The 19,727-nt window shown below is 72.5% G+C and carries 26 protein-coding genes and 1 pseudogene; 9 read left to right on the plus strand and 18 right to left on the minus strand.

Annotated elements, in window-relative coordinates; all coding sequences use genetic code 11:
• Window positions 1–24 precede the first annotated feature (24 nt).
• The 3 genes from dmpG to OG439_RS17925 form a co-directional block, all read right to left on the minus strand.
• Window positions 25–1,050: a 4-hydroxy-2-oxovalerate aldolase gene (dmpG, locus tag OG439_RS17915; RefSeq protein ID WP_326950492.1), complete on the minus strand. Its 1,026-nt coding sequence runs from the start codon at window positions 1,048–1,050 to the stop codon at window positions 25–27.
• Window positions 1,047–1,946 (minus strand): acetaldehyde dehydrogenase (acetylating), encoded by a 900-nt coding sequence (locus tag OG439_RS17920; RefSeq protein ID WP_326950493.1) that lies wholly within the window; start codon window positions 1,944–1,946, stop codon window positions 1,047–1,049. The genes dmpG and OG439_RS17920 overlap by 4 nt, the downstream gene beginning before the upstream one ends.
• A 64-nt stretch (window positions 1,947–2,010) precedes the next feature.
• Window positions 2,011–2,958, minus strand: a complete 948-nt coding sequence (locus tag OG439_RS17925) for a LysR family transcriptional regulator (RefSeq protein ID WP_247052656.1) — start codon at window positions 2,956–2,958, stop codon at window positions 2,011–2,013.
• Window positions 2,959–3,058: 100 nt separating this feature from the next.
• On the opposite strand from OG439_RS17925, the gene OG439_RS17930 reads away from it, so the two are divergent.
• From OG439_RS17930 to OG439_RS17950, 5 genes and pseudogenes are all read left to right on the plus strand, one after another.
• Window positions 3,059–3,295: a hypothetical protein gene (locus tag OG439_RS17930; protein ID WP_326950494.1), complete on the plus strand. Its 237-nt coding sequence runs from the start codon at window positions 3,059–3,061 to the stop codon at window positions 3,293–3,295.
• The gene (locus OG439_RS17935; protein ID WP_326950495.1) at window positions 3,296–4,171 is read left to right on the plus strand and encodes an AAA family ATPase; all 876 of its coding nucleotides are present in this window, start codon (window positions 3,296–3,298) and stop codon (window positions 4,169–4,171) included. It abuts the gene before it with no gap.
• Complete coding sequence (locus OG439_RS17940) at window positions 4,164–5,264, plus strand: vWA domain-containing protein (RefSeq protein WP_326950496.1); 1,101 nt, start codon at window positions 4,164–4,166, stop codon at window positions 5,262–5,264. Before OG439_RS17935 ends, OG439_RS17940 begins: the two co-directional genes overlap by 8 nt.
• Window positions 5,261–5,650 (plus strand): hypothetical protein, encoded by a 390-nt coding sequence (locus tag OG439_RS17945; protein ID WP_326950497.1) that lies wholly within the window; start codon window positions 5,261–5,263, stop codon window positions 5,648–5,650. Before OG439_RS17940 ends, OG439_RS17945 begins: the two co-directional genes overlap by 4 nt.
• Window positions 5,629–5,961 (plus strand): annotated as a pseudogene (locus OG439_RS17950) (hypothetical protein); the annotation flags it as partial. The gene OG439_RS17945 and the pseudogene OG439_RS17950, both read left to right, overlap by 22 nt.
• Here the strand turns inward: OG439_RS17950 and OG439_RS17955 are convergent.
• Entirely contained in the window at window positions 5,910–7,121 is a 1,212-nt protein-coding gene (locus tag OG439_RS17955) for an MFS transporter (RefSeq protein ID WP_326950498.1), read from the minus strand. The pseudogene OG439_RS17950 and the gene OG439_RS17955 sit on opposite strands and share 52 nt — an antisense overlap.
• 134 nt (window positions 7,122–7,255) lie before the next feature.
• Between OG439_RS17955 and OG439_RS17960 the strand changes: the two genes are divergently transcribed.
• Window positions 7,256–7,468 carry a hypothetical protein gene (locus OG439_RS17960; RefSeq protein WP_247052668.1) on the plus strand — a complete coding sequence of 71 codons (213 nt, stop codon included), beginning with the start codon at window positions 7,256–7,258 and terminating at the stop codon, window positions 7,466–7,468.
• Window positions 7,469–7,494: 26 nt separating this feature from the next.
• Entirely contained in the window at window positions 7,495–7,674 is a 180-nt protein-coding gene (locus OG439_RS17965) for a hypothetical protein (protein ID WP_247052670.1), read from the plus strand.
• Window positions 7,675–8,047: 373 nt separating this feature from the next.
• Here the strand turns inward: OG439_RS17965 and OG439_RS17970 are convergent, their stop codons facing one another.
• The 11 genes from OG439_RS17970 to OG439_RS18020 are packed head-to-tail and all read right to left on the minus strand — an operon-like array spanning window position 8,048 to window position 14,869.
• Window positions 8,048–8,392 (minus strand): hypothetical protein, encoded by a 345-nt coding sequence (locus tag OG439_RS17970; protein WP_326950499.1) that lies wholly within the window; start codon window positions 8,390–8,392, stop codon window positions 8,048–8,050.
• Window positions 8,389–8,637, minus strand: coding sequence for a hypothetical protein (locus tag OG439_RS17975; RefSeq protein WP_326950500.1), 249 nt, complete (start codon window positions 8,635–8,637; stop codon window positions 8,389–8,391). Before OG439_RS17975 ends, OG439_RS17970 begins: the two co-directional genes overlap by 4 nt.
• A 1-nt stretch (window position 8,638) precedes the next feature.
• Complete coding sequence (locus OG439_RS17980) at window positions 8,639–8,881, minus strand: hypothetical protein (protein WP_326950501.1); 243 nt, start codon at window positions 8,879–8,881, stop codon at window positions 8,639–8,641.
• Window positions 8,878–9,105 carry a hypothetical protein gene (locus OG439_RS17985; protein WP_326950502.1) on the minus strand — a complete coding sequence of 76 codons (228 nt, stop codon included), beginning with the start codon at window positions 9,103–9,105 and terminating at the stop codon, window positions 8,878–8,880. The genes OG439_RS17980 and OG439_RS17985 overlap by 4 nt, the downstream gene beginning before the upstream one ends.
• Before the next feature lie 13 nt (window positions 9,106–9,118).
• Window positions 9,119–9,373, minus strand: a complete 255-nt coding sequence (locus OG439_RS17990; RefSeq protein WP_326950503.1) for a hypothetical protein — start codon at window positions 9,371–9,373, stop codon at window positions 9,119–9,121.
• Between the two features lie 9 nt (window positions 9,374–9,382).
• Window positions 9,383–9,958: an SRPBCC family protein gene (locus OG439_RS17995; protein ID WP_326950504.1), complete on the minus strand. Its 576-nt coding sequence runs from the start codon at window positions 9,956–9,958 to the stop codon at window positions 9,383–9,385.
• On the minus strand, window positions 9,952–10,854 hold the full coding sequence (locus tag OG439_RS18000; RefSeq protein ID WP_326950505.1) for an XdhC family protein: 903 nt from the start codon (window positions 10,852–10,854) through the stop codon (window positions 9,952–9,954). Before OG439_RS18000 ends, OG439_RS17995 begins: the two co-directional genes overlap by 7 nt.
• The gene (locus OG439_RS18005; RefSeq protein WP_326950506.1) at window positions 10,854–13,244 is read right to left on the minus strand and encodes an aerobic carbon-monoxide dehydrogenase large subunit; all 2,391 of its coding nucleotides are present in this window, start codon (window positions 13,242–13,244) and stop codon (window positions 10,854–10,856) included. Before OG439_RS18005 ends, OG439_RS18000 begins: the two co-directional genes overlap by 1 nt.
• Complete coding sequence (locus OG439_RS18010) at window positions 13,241–13,765, minus strand: (2Fe-2S)-binding protein (RefSeq protein ID WP_326950507.1); 525 nt, start codon at window positions 13,763–13,765, stop codon at window positions 13,241–13,243. Before OG439_RS18010 ends, OG439_RS18005 begins: the two co-directional genes overlap by 4 nt.
• Complete coding sequence (locus OG439_RS18015; protein ID WP_326950508.1) at window positions 13,762–14,622, minus strand: FAD binding domain-containing protein; 861 nt, start codon at window positions 14,620–14,622, stop codon at window positions 13,762–13,764. Before OG439_RS18015 ends, OG439_RS18010 begins: the two co-directional genes overlap by 4 nt.
• Before the next feature lie 19 nt (window positions 14,623–14,641).
• A complete protein-coding gene (locus OG439_RS18020) occupies window positions 14,642–14,869 on the minus strand; it encodes a hypothetical protein (RefSeq protein ID WP_326950509.1) in 228 nt (75 codons plus the stop codon).
• Window positions 14,870–15,088: 219 nt separating this feature from the next.
• Here OG439_RS18020 and OG439_RS18025 point away from each other — a divergent pair, with 219 nt between their 5' ends.
• On the plus strand, window positions 15,089–15,367 hold the full coding sequence (locus OG439_RS18025) for a WhiB family transcriptional regulator (RefSeq protein WP_247052696.1): 279 nt from the start codon (window positions 15,089–15,091) through the stop codon (window positions 15,365–15,367).
• A 261-nt stretch (window positions 15,368–15,628) separates the two neighbouring features.
• Window positions 15,629–16,465 carry an alpha/beta fold hydrolase gene (locus tag OG439_RS18030; RefSeq protein ID WP_326950510.1) on the plus strand — a complete coding sequence of 279 codons (837 nt, stop codon included), beginning with the start codon at window positions 15,629–15,631 and terminating at the stop codon, window positions 16,463–16,465.
• On the opposite strand, the gene OG439_RS18035 is transcribed toward OG439_RS18030, so the two are convergent.
• The 3 genes from OG439_RS18035 to OG439_RS18045 form a co-directional block, all read right to left on the minus strand.
• The gene (locus OG439_RS18035; protein ID WP_326951567.1) at window positions 16,422–17,165 is read right to left on the minus strand and encodes a pyrimidine reductase family protein; all 744 of its coding nucleotides are present in this window, start codon (window positions 17,163–17,165) and stop codon (window positions 16,422–16,424) included. The genes OG439_RS18030 and OG439_RS18035 overlap by 44 nt on opposite strands.
• A complete protein-coding gene (gene folP, locus OG439_RS18040) occupies window positions 17,162–18,031 on the minus strand; it encodes a dihydropteroate synthase (protein WP_326950511.1) in 870 nt (289 codons plus the stop codon). Before folP ends, OG439_RS18035 begins: the two co-directional genes overlap by 4 nt.
• A gap of 83 nt (window positions 18,032–18,114) precedes the next feature.
• On the minus strand, window positions 18,115–19,674 hold the full coding sequence (locus OG439_RS18045) for a family 43 glycosylhydrolase (RefSeq protein WP_326950512.1): 1,560 nt from the start codon (window positions 19,672–19,674) through the stop codon (window positions 18,115–18,117).
• Window positions 19,675–19,727: the final 53 nt, after the last annotated feature.

The following is a 19,727-nucleotide window of genomic DNA, read 5'->3' on the forward strand; positions in this document are numbered from 1 at the left end:
ACGCGCGAACCCCGGATCCGGTTGCTACCCCTCCGCGGCCAATTGCACCGCGACGTCGATGATCATGTCCTCCTGGCCGCCGACCAGCGCGAGTTCCCCGCAGCGGCGCAGGATCGCCTGGGCCGGCACCCCGTACCGCTCCGCCGCGCGCTCGGCGTGCAGCAGGAAGCTCGAGTACACCCCGGCCCAGCCCTGGACGATCGCGTTGCGGTCCATCTTCGGCCAGCGCTGCAGGTACGGGCGGACGACCTCCTCGGCCGCGTCCAGCAGGCCGCCGACGTCCAGGCCGGTGTCGACCTCCAAGCGGTCGAACACCGCCGCGAGGACCTCCGTCGGCGAGTTGCCCGCCCCGGCGCCGAGGGCGCAGAGCGACCCGTCGATGTAGCGGACCCCGGCTTCGTAGGCCAGCACGGAGTTCGCGACGCCGAGCGAGATGTTCTGGTGGCCGTGGTAGCCGACCCAGGCGTCGTCGCCGACTTCGGCGACCAGGGCCTCGAACCGGGCGCGGGCTTCGTGCATCAGCAGCGCGCCGGCCGAGTCGGTGACGTAGGCCGCCTGGCAGCCCGCGTCCACCATGATCCGGGCCTGCTTCGCCAGGTCCTCGGGCGGCGTGCGGTGCGCCATCATCAGGAACCCGGCCGTCTCCATGCCCAGCTCGCGCGCCAGGCCGAAGTGCTGCGGCGAGACGTCCGCCTCGGTGCAGTGCGTCGCGACGCGGACCATCTCCGCGCCCGCGTCGAACGCCTGCTGCAGGTCTTCGGCCGTGCCGATGCCGGGCACCAGCAGCACCGCGATCTTCGCTTGCTTCGCCTCTTCCCGCGCCGCGGCGATCAGCTTCAGTTCGTCGACGGCGGAAAACCCGTACGTGAACGACGATCCGCCGAGGCCGTCGCCGTGGGTCACCTCGATCACCTCGACGCCGGCGCGGTCCAGCGCGCGCACCGTGTCGCGCACCTGCTGCTCGGTGAAGCGGTGCGCCATGGCGTGACTGCCGTCGCGCAGCGTGGTGTCGACGATCCGGACGTCGTGCTTCAACTCGGGACGACTCACGCCGCCACCTCCTGCTTCGCGCGAGCCATCAGCTCGCCCACCCGGGCGGCTGCGGCGGTCATGATGTCGAGGTTGCCGGCGTACTCCGGCAGGTAGTCGCCGTTGCCGCGGACCTCCAGGAAGATCCCGACGCGCGCGTTGCCGTCCCACTCTTCCCGCGCGTCGTCGAACTGCGGGTCGGCGCGCAACGCATAGCCCGGGACGTACTTGCGGACCTCGTCGGCCATCTCGTGGATGGACGCGGTGATCGCGTCGCGGTCCGCGTCGATCCCGATCGCGCAGAACACCGTGTCCCGCATGATCATCGGCGGCTCGACCGGGTTGAGGATGATGATGGCCTTGCCGCGCCCGGCGCCGCCGATCTCGGCCACCGCGCCGGACGTCGTGCGGGTGAATTCGTCGATGTTGGCCCGTGTCCCCGGCCCCGCGCCGCGCGAGGCGACCGACGCGACGATCTCCGCGTACGGCACCGGCGTCACCCGGGAAACCGCGTGCACCATGGGGATCGTGGCCTGACCGCCGCAGGTGATCATCGAGACGTTCGGGGCGTCGAGGTGCGCGCCGAGGTTCACCGGTGGGCACACCATCGGGCCGAGGTGCGCCGGGGTCAGGTCGATCGCCTGGATGCCGGCGGCCTCGTAGCGCGGCGCGTTCGCGGCGTGCGCCTTCGCCGACGTCGCCTCGAACACCAGCTGCGGCAACGGGTCCTGGCGCAACAGCCAGTCGACGCCCTCGGCGGACGCCGCGATCCCTTGCGCGCGAGCGCGTTCGAGCCCGTCGGACTCGACCACGCCGACGACGTAACCGACTTCGATCACTTCACTGCGTCGCAGCTTCGCCAGCAAATCGGTGCCGATGTTGCCGGGGCCGACGATCGCCGCCATCACGGGAGCCATGCCCCGACCGTCGCACCGGGCCCGGCCCGCGCGACAGCCCGGTGTTCCGACCAGTGGAACGCCGTCAGCTCCAGATCGTCACGTAGACCGGCGGCCGGAAGCGGGACGGCGGCACCCCGCTGCCCGGCGCCCGCATCACGTGCATCGCGCCCGGCGTGCCCAGGAAGTGCCGCAGCGAGTTGGCCGCACCGGTGCGGCGGTCCGTCGGCAACGTCGTCACGAACCAGCAGGCCGACACCGGGGTCGCGCGGGTCGGGACCACCGTCAGCTCCTTGCGCCGCAGCTGCGGCGCGACCAGGTGTTCCAGCGCGACCGACACGCCCCCGCCGCTCGCTGCGGCCGACCAGGCCGCCGTCTGGTTGGGGAACACCTGGATCGCGTCGTCCGCGACGCCGAGCGCGCGCAGCAGCCGGCCGGTGTCGCTGCCCGGGTCGGCGCCCGCCGGGTCGAGCAGCCACCGCCAGTGCGCCGGGCCGCCCTGGTGCCGCCCGTGCGGCGACCCCACCACCACCAGCGAGCCGCGGAAGATCGGCACGCTGTCGAGGCCCTGCCCGCCTTCGGCGCCCGGCTGCGGGCCGAGCGCGACGTCGGCGAGCCGGTTGGCGACCAGGACCGGCAGCTCGGCCGTGCGCGCCACGCCGGCGTTCGCGTCGATCGTGTTGCCCGCCCGTCTGCGGAACGCCTCCAGCAGCGGGTTCGCGACGAACTCGGCGATCTCGCTGGTCACCGCGAGCCGCAGCCGCGCGGCGACGCCGTTGGCCTGCCGGACGGCGGCGTCGGCCTCCGCGCCGAGCGCGACCATCTGCGACGCGATCGGCAGCAGCCTGCTGCCGCCCGCGGTCAGCGTCATCCCGCCGGAGCGCTTGATCAGCAGCTTGTCGCCGTGGTGCTGGCGCAGCGCGGCCAGCGCCTGGGACACCGCGGGCTCGCTCACCCCGAGCGCCTTCGCCGCGTCGGTGACCGACCCCAGCCTGGCCACCAGCACGAACGCGTTCAGCTGGCCCAACGTCATGCGCAGATGCTCTCCGTGACCCCGGTTCCGCCACAACCGCGGATAAGCGAACCATTAATCCGCGCCCCGGCCCAGCGTCCGACCGAGTTATCGTCCGCCCATGGACGAGCCCGGCGACGCGCTGAAGGTGTTCCGCGCGGTCTGGCGTGCCACCGGCCAGGCCGGCGACGACCTCGACCGCGGGCCCCAGAAATCCTGCAAGAGCATGGCGAACGTCGGTTTCGACCGGTTCGCCGAAGACGACGACCCGGCCGCCGCGTGGCGCGCCCGGCTCGCCCGCGAGGGCAAGCTCGGCGGCTCGACGGTCCGCGACCTCGTGCTCGGCCCGGACCGGTAGATGGACTACCCGGACACCGTCGCGGAGCTCACCGGGGCGTTGCGCGGCGGCGGTTACCTCGCCGACCGCGGCCTCGCCACCGCGCTGCTGGTGGCGGTGTCGCTGCACCGGCCGCTGCTGCTGGAGGGTGAGGTCGGCGTCGGCAAGACCGAGCTGGCGCGCACCCTCGCCGCGGTCTTCGGAAAGCGCCTGATCCGGTTGCAGTGCTACGAAGGCATCGACACCGCGCAGGCGCTCTACGAATGGGACTACGCGCGCCAGCTGCTGCAGATCCGGGCCCTGCCGGAGCGCGAGGCCGCCGGCGAGACGGCCGTCGACCAGCTCTTCGGGCCGAAGTTCCTGGTCGAGCGCCCGCTGCTGGCCGCCGTCCGCGCCGGCGCCGGAGCGGTGCTGCTGATCGACGAAATCGACCGCGCCGACGACGAGTTCGAGGCGTTCCTGCTGGAGCTGCTGGCCGACTTCCAGGTGACGATCCCGGAGATCGGCACGATCACCGCCGTCACTCCCCCGGTCGTGCTACTGACGTCCAACCGCACCCGTGAGCTGCACGACGCGCTGAAACGGCGGTGCCTGTACCACTGGATCGGCTACCCGGACGCCGAGCGCGAGGCCGAGATCGTGCGGATCCGCGAGCCCGGCGTCGGGGAAGCGTTGACGCGCAAGGTGGTCGCGGCCGTGCACCGGCTCCGGGAGCTCGACCTGGCGAAGCCGCCGGGCGTCGCGGAGACCGTCGACTGGGCGCGGATGCTCACCTTCCTCGGCGCCGCGGACCTCGACCACGCGTCGGCCACCGACACCCTCGGCGCCGTCGTCAAGGACCGCGACGACCTCGACGTCGTGCGCGAGCACCTGGCGGAACTCACCTCCGGTGCCTGACCTGGCGCGGGTCCTCGTGGGGTTCGGGCGCGCGCTGCGGGCCGAGGGCCTCGCGGTCGGCACCGGCGACGTCCTCACCTTCTGCCGGGCGGCGGCCCGGCTCGACCCGGCCGACCTGGTCGACGTCTACTGGGCGGGCCGGCTGACGCTGGTGCGCCGCCGCGAGGACATCGCGCGCTACGACGTCGTCTTCCGCCGCTGCTTCCTCGACGCCGACGACGCGCCGCCCGAGTTCGCCACCCTCACCGCCACCCTGGAGTCCGACGCCGTGCTCTCCCCGCCGGAGTCCGGGAACCCCGGGGAAGAACAGGAGACCCCGCATGCCGCCGGACTCGCCGCGTCCACTGTGGACAGCCTGCGGTACAAGGCGTTCGGCGCCTGCACACCCGACGAGCTGGCGGCGATCCGGCGCATGACCGTCCGCCTGGGGCTGACGCCCCCGCGCCGGCGGACCCGCCGCAGCCGCCCCGCCCGCACCGGGCCGATCGCCGACCTGCGCGCCACCGTGCGCGAATCGCTGCGGCTGTCCGGCGAACCGGCCCGGCTGCACCGGCGGCGGCGCCGCGTCCGGCCCCGGCCGTTGACGCTCGTACTGGACGTCTCCGGGTCGATGGCGGACTACTCGCGCGCCCTGCTGCAGTTCGCGTACTCGGCGGGCCGGGCGGCCACGCACGTCGAGGTGTTCTGCTTCGGCACCCGGCTGTCGCGGATCACCGACGAACTGCGCACCCGCGACGTCGACGAGGCCCTCGACCGCGCCGCGAAAGCCGTCTTCGACTGGGACGGCGGGACGCGGATCGGCGCGTCGCTGGCCGAGTTCGTCCGCACCTGGGGCCGGCGGGGCCGGTGCCGCGGCGGCATCGTCGTCGTCTGCTCCGACGGCCTCGACCGCGGCGACCCCGACGTCCTGGCCCGCGCGGTGGAGCGGCTGGCCCGGCTGTGCCACCGTCTCGTGTGGACGAACCCGCACCCCGGCGGCGACTCGCTCGGCCTGAGCGTGGTGCGCCCGCACGTCGACGTCCTCGTGTCCGGCCAGGACCTGCGCGGCCTCGAGGAGCTGGCCGCGCTGCTGCCGGCGCTGGAGCGCTCGTGATCCGCCTCGGCACCGCGGCGGGCTACCCGTTCGACGGCCCCCGGCTGCTCGGCGGCTGGACCCCGCCCGCGGCCCCGGCCGTCTACGCGATCCTCTGCCGCCCCGACGCCGAGGTGCGCCCCGGCCGCTACGCCGTGATCTACGCCGGGCAGGCCGACGACCTCGCCGCCGCGGGCCTGCCGTTCCGGCACCCGCGGGCGCCGTGCTGGATCGCCCGGGCGGGTTCGCGGTGGAAAGTGCACATCTGCACGTACGATCCGCCGGGCGGGCTGCGGTCGCACCGCGAGCAGATCGTGCGCGAGCTGGCGGCGGTGTACCGGCCGCGCTGCAACCGCGAACGGTACGAACACGCCTGGGAGGACGAATGGATCGGGCACAGCCGGTGACACCGGCGTTCGAGGTCGTGGCCGGGGCGGGTTCGCTGCGCAGCGTCAGCGGGGTGACGTTCCCGCACCGGTGGACGCCCGCGGGGGTGAGCGTCGAGACGGACTTCACCGGCGGTCACCTGCTCAACCTCGCCGCCGCGGGGTGCGTCCTCAACGACCTGTACCGCGAGGCGGAACCCCTGGGCGTCGAGCTGACCGGCGTCCGCGTGACGGCCGGCGGCGGCTTCGACACCGAGACCTGGGCGTCCACCGGGATCAGCTACCGCGTCGAGCTGGACTCCCCCGCGTCGGCCGAGGACCTGGACCGGCTGCTGGCGGCGGTCGACGCCGTCGCCGAGATCCCCCGCGCGCTGCGGGCCGGGGCGACGGTGCGCCGCGTGCCCTGAACCGTCACGGCCGCGACCACCGCGGCCAGGGCGCCGCCCACCATCACGGCCGGGACCGACAGCGCGTCCACCACGAACCCGCCGGCCAGCGCGCCCGCCGAGAGCGTCGCCTGGAAGGACGCCGTGAACACCACGGTCGCCGCCTCCGGGGCGTCCGGCGCCGCGCGGGCGAACCACGTCTGCGAGCAGACCGGCACCGCGCCGTAGCCGAGGCCCCACACGACGAGCAGCGGGAACGCGCCGATCGGGCCGGCGAACGGCAGCGCCGCGGCGGCCACGGCGATGAGGAGCGCCGCCGCGGTGAAGGTGACCGGGAGGCGGCGGGTGCCGGCGAGGAAGGTCCCGGCGATCCCGGCCGCGCCGTAGACCAGCAGGTACGCGCTGGTCAGGCCGGGACTGAGCAGGGCCGTGACGTAGGTGTAGGTGCCGAAGTGCGCCAGGACGACGAGGAACGTCACCGCGAGTCCACTTCGGACACCCGGGCGGCGGAGCAGGTTCTCTAGGACGGCGGCCCGGGTCACCGTGCCGGGTGGCAACGGCGGCACGAACACCAGCAGCGCGGCGAAGGCGGCCAGGCTCAGCACGGCGAGCAGGAGGAACGCCGCCCGCCAGCCGGCGAGCTGCCCCACGAGCGTGCCGAGCGGCACGCCGAGCACCGAGCCGAGCGGGACGGCGGCGAAGATCACGGACGTCGCGCGGGCGGTGTTCGCGGGGGCGAGCCGCGGCGCGAGGCCGGCGCCGATCGACCAGAACCCGCCGATGACCAGGCCGACGAGGAACCGCGCGACGAGCAGCACCCAGAAGGCGGGCGCGGCGGCGGTGAGAAAGCCGGAGAGGGCGAGCAGGAGCATCAGCGCGGCGAGCATCGGCCGCCGGTCGAGCCGTTTTGTCGCGACGGTGACGACGGGCGCCGCGACGGCCGCGACGAACCCGGGCATGGTCATCGTCCACCCGGCGACCCCGGGTGAGACGCCGAAGCCGTCCGCGATCGGCGTCAGCAGCCCGATCGGGAGGATCTCGGTGGTGACGATGGCGAAGATCCCGAGCGTCACGGCGGCGACGGCGCGGGGGTGGCGTGCGGTCATGATCGCCAGTAGACGGGCCCGGGGTCCGCGGGCGCTGGCGGTTTCGCGACAACTCGGGTGACGTCGGATTCCCGCCGGTTTGATCACCGGGGGTTCGGGGCAGTTCAGCGGGCAGACCCGACCGAGGAGGTTCGATGGCCACACGCTGGCACGTCATCCCGCGGACCACGCCGCTCTGCTGGCTCAGCATGGCGGCCGGCGTCCTGTTGCTGGTGTCGAGCATCGTCACGCTGTCGACGTCCGCCGCGCGGATGCCGGCCCTGGAGATCATCGTGGCGGTGCTGGCGGTGGTCCTGATCGTCTGCGCCGCGCTGGGGCTGGCGAAACCGCAGCTCAGGGGCCGTTGAGTGATGTTGTCGATCGAGGAGTCGCCGTGACCGATCAGCCCGCAGGCGAAGCACAGCTCGCCGAGGTCCGGGAAAGCATCAAGGAAGCCAAGGAGGCCGCCGAGCAGGCGGAACACACCGGCATCGCCGACGCCACGCCGGACAAGGTGGAAGCCGTCGAGGACGGCGGCGAAGGGGACGCCGAAGAGGCAGCCGACACGGACTGAGGATCGCTCCGAGCGTGTCCGGTCGCGACCGGACACGCTCGGCGAGCGCTAGCCCGGCCGCCGGCGGGTGGTCGTTCGGCGGTGTGTGGTCGTCTTTCTCGGGGTCACCGTTGTCGTGTGGGCTCGGGTTGTCCGGTCGTCCGGGGCCGTCGTCGTGGTCACCGGAGGCGTTGTCGTGGAGACAGACTGAGTCACCGTCGATTCCGTTGTGGACGGAACCGTTGTCGTCGGCTGTTGCACCACCTGACCGCTCCCGGACCGGCCCCCCGTGCACGCGGCGAGGACCACTCCCGCCGTCAGCACCAGGCCGCACCACCACACTCGCATCGCCCGGACGCTACCAGCGCGTCCCGCGCGAAAGGGGCGAAACGGCTCAACGCGGTGCGAAGCCGACGGCGTCGTGCAGGCGCGAGCGGCGGGTGCCCGATGCCGGACGGGCCACTGCGGCGGCCGGCTCCGGGGCGGCCCGGACGATGTCCTCCGCCATTCCGTACAGCAGCGGCAGCGCGCCCGCCACCACGGCCCCAGTCCGGTTTATGTGCGTGACGCCCGGGACGATCAGGGCCGCGTGGCCGTTGATCGTGCGTACCGTCCCCGCGCACTCCTCCAGGTTCGTCGCGATCCGGGCCAGCAAGGACCCCACCCACCACAGGTAGCACGCCAGGCCCGCGATCAGCAGCACGATGTCCAGCACCGTCAAGACGACCAGCAGCGTCATGTCCGGGCCCTCCCCAGGAACAGGTGGTGCTCCAGGCCTTCCGCGAGCACGGCGTCCACTCGCGACGCCGTCTGCGGGAGCAACGACGTCGACGCCGTGTTCGCCGCGGCCGCGGCCAGGGTGTCCCGCACCGCCACCACCCGGCGGTCGATCACCCGGACCAGCACGATCAGCACACTCAGCAGCGCCGCCACCGCGAGCACCACCACGAAACCGGCGATCACCGCCACCCACCACGACGTCATGTCAGCCTCCCAGCCTGGTCCGGCCGCGGCGCAGCCCGGCGACGATCACTTCGGCGTGCTCGATGGTCGTGCTCAGCTCCGCGAGCGGCGCCGTGTTGCGGACAGCGTCGCGCAGGGCGCCGTCGATCAGCGGGGCCTCGCGCCCGATCGACCTCGCCAGCAGCAGGATCGGCACCACCAGCGCGACGACGACCAGCACGACCACGATCCCGATCGCGAACCCCACCACCCAGCCGGTGCTCACACCGACTCGCAGAAGTCGCGGACGGGCTTGAGGTTCGCGTTGACCGAGGCGAGCGCGCCCGGCACCGGCGCGGTCCGGTCGGCGACCACCCGCACGCCGCCGGTGACGGCGCGGAGCGTGTCGCGGACGTGTCGCAAGTGGAGGATCACCCGCAGCAGCCCGACCGCGGCGAACAGGATGATCAGCGCGGCGATGGCCAACGTGCACCAGGCGACGACCGGCATCACGGAACTCCTTTCAGCCCAGCAGTTTCGCGACGCTGCCCGCGTACCGGGTGGCGCCGACGGCGACTTCGCCGATGGTCCGGCCGGTCTGGGCGAGCGCCGCCGGCACCGGCTCCAGCCGCCCGGCCAGCTCGACGCCGCCCACGAGGATCGCGTCGGTGGCCGCGCGGATCCGTTCGCACGCGGCGAGGACGCGGTTCAGCAGCGCGATCACCACCGGCAGCACGACGAGCAGCAGCACGGCGTTGCCGATCCACCACAGGACCATGTCTCCTCCTCAGACCGGCGAGCTCGGATAGGGCAGGAAGAACCGGCGGAACACGCGTCTCAACGCCATGAGCGTCGCCTGCAGGCCGATGCTGAACCCGCGCGCCGGGGCCGCGCCGGCGACTTCTTCGCCGCGTTCGGCGCGGTCGATGCCGCGCTGCAGGTTGGCCGCGAAGTCGCGCATCAGCACGGAAGTGACGTCGGCGATCATGCCGCGCCCGTACTGCGCCGCCGCGCCGGAGACCTGCAGGTCCTGGGTGACGTGCACGCGTGTCACGCCGCCGGCCGACGTCAGCCGGGCGGTGACGGTCATGCTCGCCTGGCCGCGGCCCTTCTCGTCGGCGCCCGCCGCGTCGACCACGATGCACTTCGCGGCGTCATCCCGGGAAGCGATCTTCGCCGTGCCGCCGAACTTCAGCGCCACCGGGCCCATGCGGACACTCACGCGGCCCTCGTACGCCTCGTCGCCCAGGTCCTCGGTCAGCTCGGCGCCGGGCAGGCACGCGGCCACCTTCGGGACGTCGTCGAAGAACCGCCAGACCTTGTCGATCGGCTGCCCGACCGCGAACTCGTTCTCGATCAGCATCGGCTCTCCTTCTTCGCGTACGCGGCCGGGTCACGGCGGAACGCGTCGCGGCACCCGGCGCAGCAGAAGTAGTACGCGACACCGTCGCACTCGACCGGGTCGCGCCGGGCCACGGTCATCCCGCACACCGGGTCCACGGCCTCCTCGGCGACGCGCTCGACGACCCGCACCGGACGCGCCGCCGCGCGCAGCCGGACCAGTTCGGCGAGCACGGCGACCGCGATCTCCCGGTGCTCGACCGCGCCGAGGTCGACGCCGGCGGGCACCTGGACGCGGGCGAGCCGGTCGGCGGGCACCCCGCGGTCGGCGAGGTAGCCGAGCACCGCCTCGCCCCGCTTGCGCGAACCCACCAGCCCGACGTACGCCGGGTTCCGCGTCAGCGCGCGTTCCAGCGTCTCCTCGTCGTTGTGGCCCTGGGTCGCGACGACCACGTAGGACCGTTCGGTCACCGAAGCCAAGTCTTCGCTCAGCTCCGCCCGCCAGCCCAGCGCCGTCGCCAGCGCGACCAGCGTGTGCGCCAGCGGCGAGCGGCCGGCCACCACGAGGTGCGGGGCCGGGACGACCGGCTCGACGTAGATCTCCAGCGCGCCTTCGCTCTGGCACGAGATCGGCACGACGGTCATCCCGTCGGGCACCGACCCGAACCGGTCCGGCGTGCCGAGCAACAGCAGCCGCGGGGTGCCCTCGGCCAGCGCCTGCCGGGCCTCCCGCAGCACCACGGGTTCGGCGCAGGCGCCGCCGATCCAGCCGTGCAGCTCGCCGTCCTCGGTGACGATCGCGCGGCAGCCCTCCTTGCCCGACGACGGGCCTTCGCGCCACACGACCGTCGCGAGCGCGAACGCCTCGCCACGGCGGGCCCGGTCGCCCGCTTCCGCCAGGACGTCCCAGCCGTCCATCAGTCGTCCGTCCGGACCGGCGGCACGCCCGAGACGTCCCGGCCGGTCCGCAGCGCCTGCCACACGCGGTCCGGCAGCAGCGGCATGTCGATGTTGCGGACGCCGGTGCCGTCGAGCGCGTCCATGACGGCGTTGACGAACGCCGCCGGCCCGCCGACCGCCGCGCACTCGCCGATGCCCTTGGCGCCGATCGGGTGGTGCGGTGACGGCGTGACGACCTCGCTGTGCAGCTCGAACCCCGGCGTCTCCCACGCGGTCGGGAGCAGGTAGTCCATGTAGTTCGAGCCGACGCAGTTGCCTTCCTCGTCGAAGGTGATGAACTGCATGTTCGACATCGCGTACGCCTCGGTGAGACCCCCCATGATCTGCCCCTCGACGATCATCGGGTTGATGCGGACGCCGCAGTCGTCGACCGCGACGAGGTTCAGCACGTCCCACACGCCGCTCTCCGGGTCGACCTCGACGGTCGCGATGTAGACGGCGAACGGCCAGGTCAGGTTGGGCGGGTCGTAGTAGGCGTGGTTCTCCAGCCCCGGTTCCATCCCGTCGGGCATGTTCGAGTACGCCGCCATCGCGCACTCCTGGATGGTGACGCCGCGGTCGGGCACGCCGCGGACGTAGAACCGGCCCAGCTCCCACTCGACGTCCTCTTCGGACACTTCGAGCAGGTGCGCCGCGAGTTTCCGCGCCTTGGCCCGGATCTTGCGCGACACCATCGAGATCGCCGCGCCGCCGACCGGCGTGCTGCGCGAGGCGTAGGTCCCCATCCCGAACGGCGCGGTGTCGGTGTCGCCCTCCTCGACCGTGACGTCCTCGGCCGGGATGCCTAGCTCGTGGCTGACGATCTGCGCCCACGTCGTCTCGTGGCCCTGGCCCTGGCTCTTCGTCCCGACGCGCAGCAGCGCCTTGCCGGTGAGGTGCACCCGCAGCTCGGCGGAGTCGAACATCTTGATGCCGAGGATGTCGTACTCGCGGCTGTTGCCGGCGCCCAGCGGCTCGGTCATCGTCGAGATGCCGATGCCCAGCAGGCGGCCGCGTTTGCGCGCTTCTTCCTTCCGCTTCAGGAAGTCCTCGTAGCCGATCGCCTTCAGGCCGACGTCGAGGCACTTCTCCGGCTGGCCGGAGTCGACGAGGAAGCCGAACGGCGTCCGGTACGGGAACTGGTCCGCGCGCACGAAGTTGCGGCGCCGGAACTCCGCCGGGTCGATGCCGAGGTCCTTCGCGGCCTGGTGCACCATGCGTTCCTGGAAGAACATCGCCTCGGTGACGCGGAACGAGCACCGGTAGGCGACGCCGCCGGGCGCCTTGTTCGTGTAGACGCCGCGCGCGGTGAGGTGCGCGGCCGGGATGTCGTAACAGGCGAACGCCGAGTGCAGCAGGCCGATCTTGAACTTGCTCGGCTGGGCGTCGGCGAAGAACGCGCCGTGGTCGGCGTCGGCGTGGATGCGGACGCCGAGGATCTTCCCGTCCTCGCGCAGCGCCAGTTCGCTGTCGAGGTACATGTCGCGGGCGAACCCGGTGGAGATGAGGTTGCCGGACTTGTCCTCGATCCACTTGACGGGGCGTTCCAGCAGGATCGAGCACAGGATCGAGCAGACGTACCCGGGGTACACCGGCACCTTGTTGCCGAAGCCGCCGCCGATGTCCGGCGACACGATCCGGATCATGTGCTCGGGCAGCTCGGCGATCATCGCGACGGCGGCGCGGACGATGTGCGGCGCCTGCGTGGTCATGTAGACGGTCAGCTTCTGCGTCGCGCGGTCGTAGTCGGCGACCGACGCGCAGCACTCGATCGGCGACGGGTGCGAGCGCGGGTAGTGCAGGCGCAGCTTGGAGATCCGGTCCGCGCTCGCGAACGCGCGGTCGGTGCCGGTCTTGTCCCCCACTTCCCAGTGGTAGACGACGTTGCCGTCCTGGCCGGCCTTGTCGTCGCGGATCACCGGCGCGTCCTCGGCGAGCGCCTGCTCCGGGTTCACGACCACCGGCAGCGGCTCGTACTCGACGTCGATCGCGTCGCAGGCGTCCTTGGCGATGTACGGGTCGTCGGCGACGACGCAGGCGACCTCCTGGCCCTGGAACCGGACCTTGTCGGTGGCCAGCACGGCCTGGGTGTCGTACGACAGCGTCGGCATCCACGCGAGGTTGCGCGTCGCGGCCATCTCGCCGGTGAGCACGAGGTGGACGCCGGGGATCTCCCACGCCCTGCTGGTGTCGATCGACTTGATCCGCGCGTGCGCCATCGGGCTGCGCAGGATCTCCATGTGCAGCATGCCCGGCAGCACGATGTCGTCGGTGTAGCGGCCCTGGCCGCGGATGAACCGGCTGTCCTCGACGCGCTTGCGGCTCGCGCCGATGCCGCCGATCCCGACCTCGTCGAGTGCCTTCGTCACTGGTCTTCCTTCCGCAGTTTCGCGGCGGCCCAGAGCACCGACTTGACGATGTTCTGGTACCCGGTGCACCGGCAGAGGTTGCCCGACAGGGCCCAGCGGACGTCCTCTTCGGACGGATCGGGTTCGCGGTCCAGCAACGCTTTCGCGGCGAGCATCATGCCGGGCGTGCAGAACCCGCACTGCAGGCCGTGCTCCTCGCGGAAGCCCTCCTGCACCGGGTGCAGCTCGCTGGCCGTCGCCAGGCCTTCGACGGTGGTCACCTCGTGACCGTCGGCCTGCACGGCGAGCATCGTGCAGGACTTCACCGGCGTGCCGTCGACGAGCACGGTGCAGGCGCCGCAGCTGGTCGTGTCGCAGCCCATGTGCGTGCCGGTGAGGCGCAGCCCCTGCCGCAGCAGGTGCGACAGCAGCAGCCGCGGCTCGCACTCGATGACCCTGCGGCGGCCGTTCACGGTCACCGTGATCCGGCGTTCGGGCACGCCCGCGGCCGGTTCGTCGCGGACTTCGTGCACGAGGCTCATCGGGTGGTCCCTTCCAGTGCGCGCACCACGAAGGTGTGCACCATGTGCCGCTTGTACGCGGCGCTGCCGCGGTGGTCGGACTTCGGCCGGGCGGCCGCCGCGGCGAGCGTCGCCGCCTCTTCGATCGTCTCGGCGGTCAGCGGTCCGCCGACGAGCGCCGCGGCCGCGTCGGCGCAGTCGATGGTGGCGCCGCCGACGCCGGTGAGCGCGATCCCGGCCCGGCCGACCCGGCCGTCGGGGGTGGTGTCGACGGCGACCGCGACGCCGACCGTCGCGAAGTCGCCGACCCGGCGTTCCAGCTTGAGGTAGCCACCCGACGGCGTCCCGCGCGGCGCGGGGATGACGGCCTCGACGGCGATCTCGTCCGGGGCCAGGGCGTTCTGGAACGGGCCGAGCACGAACTCGCGCGCCGGGATGCTCCGCCGTCCGCCCGGCCCGGCCGCGACGATCGAGCCGTCGAGGGCCAGCACCACCGACGCCCAGTCGCCCTGCGGGTCGGCGTGGCACAGCGACCCGACGAGCGTGCCGCGGTTGCGGACGATCGGGTCGGCGATGAGCGGCGCCGCGGCGGCCATGGTCGGCTGGGTGTCGCGCAGCAGGTCCGACCGTTCCAGCGTCACGTGCCGGCAGAGCGCGCCGACGTGCAGGTTCCCGGCGTCGTCGACCTCGTGGTGGTCGAGCCCCGGGAGGTTGTTGATGTCGACGAGCAGCGCGGGCGCGGCGAAGCGGAGCTTCATCAGCGGCACCAGGCTCTGCCCGCCGGCGAGGACCTTCGCCTCGTCGCCGTGCTCGCGCAGCAGGCCGAGCGCCTCGTCGAGCTCGCGCGGGGCCTCGTAGGAGAACCGGGTCGGGTACATGGGCGTCAGTCCTCCGTCCTCAGTCCTCGTCCGGGACGGCGACCGGCAGGGTGTCCTCCTCGGGCTCCGGCCGCGGCCGCTGGTGCGGCGGCCACGGCCCCGCGACGGGCTGCCCGGCCACCTTGAGGAACCCGATCAGCTGGGGCCACGCCCAGACGGTCGGGCCCGGCCCTTCCTTCGGCGCGTTCTCGACGAGTTCGTACAGCCGCGGGTTGCCCCGGCTGTGCCCGTCGGACTCGATCCGCATGCCGCGTACCCGCTTCCGCCGTCGATCAGGTGATCGGATGGTCCCCCCGGGGGACACGCAGGGCAACGAGCGAATAACCCTTCGCTTAACCGTCGAGGCCGGCCGTGGCGTACCACACGTGGGTGATCTTCGTGGTGGCGTGGGTGATCAGCGCGGATACCGGGTAACCGCCGCTTGGTGGCCGGTTCGCGGCCCGAAATTCGAGGGGATGTGGTCCCGGTGTCCGAAGTGTCCCGGCTTCCGGTGGTCGTCAGCGAGAACTGGGATTGGCAGATGCGCGGGGCGTGCCGGGGGATGGACGCCGGTGTGTTCTTCCACAGTGACAACGAACGCGGGATGGCGCGCAAGCGCCGCGAAGACCTCGCCAAGCAGATCTGCGCGAGCTGCCCGGTGCGCCTGCAGTGCCTCGACCACGCCGTCGCGGTGCGGGAGACGCACGGCATCTGGGGCGGGCTCGGCGAGGGCGAGCTGCGTCAGCTGATCGCCACCCGCATCTAGCCCAGCTGCTGGAGACCGACCACCGCGAGCAGCCGCAGGGCGTCGTGGGCAGGGGTGCCGGCGTCGGCTCGGGGCTCTCGCGCAGCAGCTCGCGGATGAGCCCCTGCCTCCCACCTTGCGTCGGTCCACCACCGGACCGATCCGACATCAAGTCGCCTTCGTCACGGGTGTGGTGCTGCCGGTCACCGGAGGGACAGCGGTCTGATCGGCATGTCAGGACGGCGTCAGGGCCGTGTCAGGCGAGCCGCAGACAGTCGCCTCATGACAACGAACAGCACGACCTGGTCCGGCATGGTGGCGATCGACGACACGGCCCTGGCGGTCACCGACACCGGCGGTCCCGGCATCCCCGTGGTCTACCTCAACGGCCAGTTCGCCACCCAGGGCTACTGGCGCCGGGTCGTCGCCGAGCTCGGTGCCGGCTTCCGGCACATCACCTACGACGAGCGGGCGCGCGGCAAGTCGAAGCGCTCGGGCGACTACTCCTTCGAGGTCGCCGTCCGGGACGTCGACGCCGTGCTCGCGGCGCGAGGCGTGGACCGGGCAATGGTGGTCGGCTGGTCCTACGGCGCGCTGGTCGGCGCGCACTGGGCCGCGCGGAACCCGGAACGGGCGATCGGCGCGGTCCTGGTCGACGGCGCCTTCCCGTACGACTGGCTCGACGACGCCATGGAGCAGCGGATCCGCAAGCTGTTCAAGCGGATGAGCTGGTTCCTGCCGCTGCTGCGCCCCACCGGCCTGGCCCCGCGGATGAGCGCCGAGCAGCAGGCCGAGAGCAACATCGAGGTCGGCGTGCTCTCCCGCGAACGCGAGCTGGGCCCGGTGCTCGACGCGATCACGGTCCCGACGCGGTTCGTGGTCGCCTCGGGGACGTCGCTGGGCAGCCGCGGCGACGAGCAGGAGCGGATCCGGGCCGGCCTCGACGCCGCCGTCGCCCGCAACCCGCACATCGAGGTGAGCGCGAAGGTCACCAGCAACCACGGCGCGATCCTGCGCAAGGACTTCGGCGCGGTCGCCGGAGCCGTCCGCGAGGTCGCGGGCACGCGGACCGGCCTTACGGCACCAGGTAGCGCGTCAGGAGACTCGACCCGTCGGTGAGCACGGTGCCGAGATCCAGCTTCAGCGGGTCGAAGGCGCCGCCGACGGCGGCCCGGTCGGCCGTTCCGGCCACCAGGAACGGCGCGACCGTCAGCCGGAACTCGTCGACCAGGCCCGCCTCGGCCAGCGACGCGAACAGCCGGGGCCCGCCTTCGCAGTCGATCCGGCGGAGACCACGCTCGGTCAGGGCGGCGACGGCGAGGTCGACCGCGACGTGCTCCTCCCCCGCGACGATCACGTCGGCCCCCGCCGCGACCCAGGCGTCACGCTGGTCCTCCGGCGTCCGCTCGCTGGTGATGACGATGGTCGGCACGGCGGCGCCGGTGATCACGGGCGCGTCGGGCGGCAAGCTGCGGCCGGTGGTGACGACGGCGATCGGCGGGACCGGCTCGAGGCCGTGACGCCGGCGGCGGTCCGCGGTCTCCTCGTCCGGGTGGACGCCGTCGAACTCCTCGACCACCGCGGTCCCGGCGCCGAGCAGGACGACGTCGGCGAGGTCGCTGCCCAGCTTGAACACGACCCGGTCGGGCTCGGTCGACAGCGGGCGCGAGCGGCCGGCGACGGTGATCGCGCCGTCCGTGCTCGACACGAAGTTGACGACCAGCCACTTCGCGACGTCGGGGAAGCGGTAGAGGGCTTCGAGGTCGTCCCGCCCGATTTCGCGGACGCTCTCCGGCGGCCAGATCTGCTGGAGTTTCACAGCCACCGCACCGCGTTCTTCGGCGGCCGGGTGCCGACGATGCTCGCGATCATCTCGACCACGTGCCGCGTCTCGCGGACCTGGTGCGCCCGGAACATCGCGGCGCCGTGCGCGGCCGCGAGCGCGGTGGCGGCCAGCGTCCCGGTGACCCGGTCGTCCATGCCGACGTCGAGCGTCTCGCCGACGACGCCCTTGTTGGACAGCGCCATCAGCACCGGCCACCCGGTGGCCACGAGCTTGTCGACGTTGCGCAGCACGGCCAGCGACTGGTGGGTGTTCTTCGAGAAGTCGATGCAGGGGTCGATCATGATGCCCTCGCGTGGGACGCCGCGCTCGACCGCGCGCTCGGCGAGTGCGGTCGTGTCGGCGATCACCGAGGCGACGACGTCGTCGTAGACCGGCTTCACCGGGTCGGTGCGCGGGTCGAGACCGTCGGTGTGGGCGCAGATGTAGCCCGCGCCGTGCTCCGCGGCGACGTCCAGGATCTCGGCGTCGTAGGCGGCCCAGTTGTCGTTGATCAGGTCCGCGCCGGCGCGGCAGACGGCGTCGGCGACCTCGGCGCGGTAGGTGTCGACGCTGATCACGACGTCCGGGAAGTGCTCGCGGGCCCACGCCACGGTCGGCACGACCCGGGCGATCTCCTCCTTGACGGTGACCTCGGGGCCCGGGCTGGCCGGCACGCCGCCGATGTCGATCACGGCGGCGCCGTCGTCGAGCACCCGGCCGATCGCCGCCTGCGCCCGCTCCTCCTCGAACGTCACCCCGTTGTCGTAGAACGAGTCCGGGGTCCGGTTGACGATCGCCATCACCAGCGCGTTGTCGCTGGTGAGGCGCCGTCCCCGGAAGACGAGGTCGTGGATCGGCATGCGGTTCTCTCCTGTGCGGGACCGGCAGCGTGGTCGTCCCCGAGCATAGGCGATCATCGTTCTCCCGCCGTGCCCTCTCACGCTCAGCCGACGCTGGTGGAGAACTTCAGCGACCGGCCCGGCTCCGCGCGGAACGTCACGCCGTGGTCGTTGCTGTAGGCCTCGCCGCCGCCCGGGTAGGGGCTGGAGTCGTTGTACTCCAAGCCGTAGCAGCCGGTGGTGGTCGCCGAGCGGACCAGCAGCCCGTAGCGTTTCCCGGCCGTCACGGCGATGCCCGGCGTCACCGTGACCGCGCGCGGGGACCACCCGATCGACGTCGCCGGCACGACGGCCGTGCTCAGCGCGGCGCCGGTCGGCTGGAACCCCTCCGTCGCGGCGTAGACGCCGATTTCGAGGCCCGCGCCGGGGTTTCCGGCCTGGAAGCTCGTGTACGAGACGGCGGACAGCGTGCCGCCGCGGCTCGGGACGAACGTCTGGAACCGGGCGACGCCGGCGCCGACGTCGCAGTAGGTCCGGAAGCCGGTGACGCCGTCGGCCTGGTCCACGCCGGGCGGCGGGTCCTGGTGCCCGGCCGAGCCGGTGGCGAGGTCCAGCGAGAAGGAGTTCCGGCAGGTCATCGGGGCGATCGCGCCCGTGGCGGTGAACTCGAGCGGCGCCCAGTAGTAGTTGGCGAGGGCTTCGTTGCGCTGCCCGTTGTTCCAGAGGTCACTGGCGTAGACGTAGGCGGTGCCCGACGTCGTCGGGAGCGCCGAGACGAACGCCGGCTGCCCGCCGCACGAGTCCTGGCTGATCTTCACCGGCGCCGACCACGGCCCCAGCGGGCTCGCCGCCGTCCGGTACGACGTGCCGGTGCCCGCGCAGTAGCCGCAGTTCGGGTCGGAGTAGGTCAGGTAGTAGACGCCGTTCCGCTTGAACAGGGCGGGCGCTTCGGTCTGGCTCTGGCCGAGCCGCGCGTAGGCGCCGGTGCCGGTCAGGTAGTTCGCGGCGAGGCGCTCCACGACGATGTCACCATTGGTTCGCCAGTCGGTGTAGGAGAGGTACGCGGTGCCGTCGGTGTCGACGAAGACGTCGTGGTCGCCGTTGTTGACCCCGCCCGCCGGCGCGTTGTTGTTCACCGCGAGCGTCGGCACCGGGGCTTCGGTGAACGGGCCGGCCGGGTTCGCGCTGGTGAGGACCCGGAAGCCGACGCTGTTGTCGTAGACGTTGACCCAGAGCACGTACTTGCGGGTGGCCGCGTCGTAGCCGACGTGCGGCCGGAAGCAGCCGTAGGTGGCGCCGTTGCAGCGGGTCTGCCAGACGCCGGTGGCGTCGAAGAGCCAGCCCCGGTCGGTCCAGTGCACGAGGTCGGGCGAGGTGTAGACCTTGAACCCGCAGAACGGCGAACTCGTCGCCTGCCAGGCGAAACCGCAGTCGTAGCTGGTGCCGTAGAGGTAGTACGTGCCGCCGAAGAGGGCGATCTCGCCGTCGTGCGCGTCGACCGCGTCACCTCGCGTGTCGAACCGGACGACCTGGTTTCCCTGCGCGTCGAAGTTGGTGACGGTCGTGGTGAACGCGCGTGCTTCGGCGGGGGCGGACAGCGTCACCGCCAGTACCGCCGCCAGCACGAGGGTGATCGCGGACCGGAGCCTGCGGGTGCCTGTCATCGTGCCGGCCTCCTTGCCTAACATGAAACGTTTCAAGCTTCTCGCGCGTCCAC

Source organism: Amycolatopsis sp. NBC_01307, assembly GCF_035975215.1.
GTDB lineage: Bacteria > Actinomycetota > Actinomycetes > Mycobacteriales > Pseudonocardiaceae > Amycolatopsis.